Here is a 752-nt window from a genome sequence, read left to right on the forward strand (position 1 = left end):
TCGGCCCTGGCTGCACCCCACGCGCAGACACGCTTGTGGGATTGAGACTTGAGACAGGAAAGATACGAAAATGCCCACTGGCACTGTGAAATGGTTCAACACCACCAAAGGTTACGGGTTTATCGCGCCTGATGGCGGCGGCAAAGATGTGTTCGTGCATATCTCTGCAGTTGAACAAGCGGAGATGAAAGAATTAGCCGATAACACGAAAATCAGCTTTGAGCTTCGTGAAGGCCGCGATGGTCGGGCCTCTGCGGTCGATCTGAAAATTCTCTGACGTCAAAACCCCGCGCGCAAGGCAGCCACACCGCTTTGCGCGCATGGCCCCCTAGGCCGTGATGGCGCGCGCGATCATGACCCCGCCCCATGCAGCAACCCCTGTCAGCGTGGCGCCCCAAATCACATCCATCACCACCATTTGCGGGTGCCAGTCACGCATCACCGCCCATGACGTGAACTCATAGGTGCCATAGGCCACAAAGCCCAAAATTGCGCCATTGATCAGGGCCAGGCTTGGCATATCTGCGCGCATCGCGGGGGTGGAGGCAAAGTAAAGAATGCCCCCCATATAGGTCAGATAAAACAAGATTGCAGGCAACAGGCGAAACCCACCTTCATAAAGCAAATCGCCAATATGCCGCGCAAAGACAGGCTGCAAAACTATGTTCAACATCACCGCATCGGCAATGAGGAAGATCAAAGATGTCGCCACAAAGAGGATCAAGAGTGTCATCAGGTGCCGCCTTTTCGCG

At 55.1% G+C, this 752-nt stretch carries 2 protein-coding genes; one reads left to right on the forward strand and one right to left on the reverse strand.

Annotated elements, in window-relative coordinates; all coding sequences use genetic code 11:
* Nucleotides 1–70 precede the first annotated feature (70 nt).
* On the forward strand, nucleotides 71–277 hold the full coding sequence (locus tag ACR0B3_RS24380; RefSeq protein ID WP_340297463.1) for a cold-shock protein: 207 nt from the start codon (nucleotides 71–73) through the stop codon (nucleotides 275–277).
* A gap of 51 nt (nucleotides 278–328) precedes the next feature.
* On the opposite strand, the gene ACR0B3_RS24385 is transcribed toward ACR0B3_RS24380, so the two are convergent.
* Nucleotides 329–752, reverse strand: a 424-nt coding sequence (locus ACR0B3_RS24385; RefSeq protein WP_480811293.1) for a DUF2177 family protein, incomplete at its 5' end; no start/stop codon positions are given.

Source organism: Ruegeria sp. CE9 (assembly GCF_056537425.1).

Excerpts from the sequence above, each read along its gene's own strand:
- ACR0B3_RS24380 (WP_340297463.1), top strand. The coding sequence starts at position 71 with ATGCCCACTGGCACTGTGAAATGGTTCAACACCACCAAAGGTTACGGG.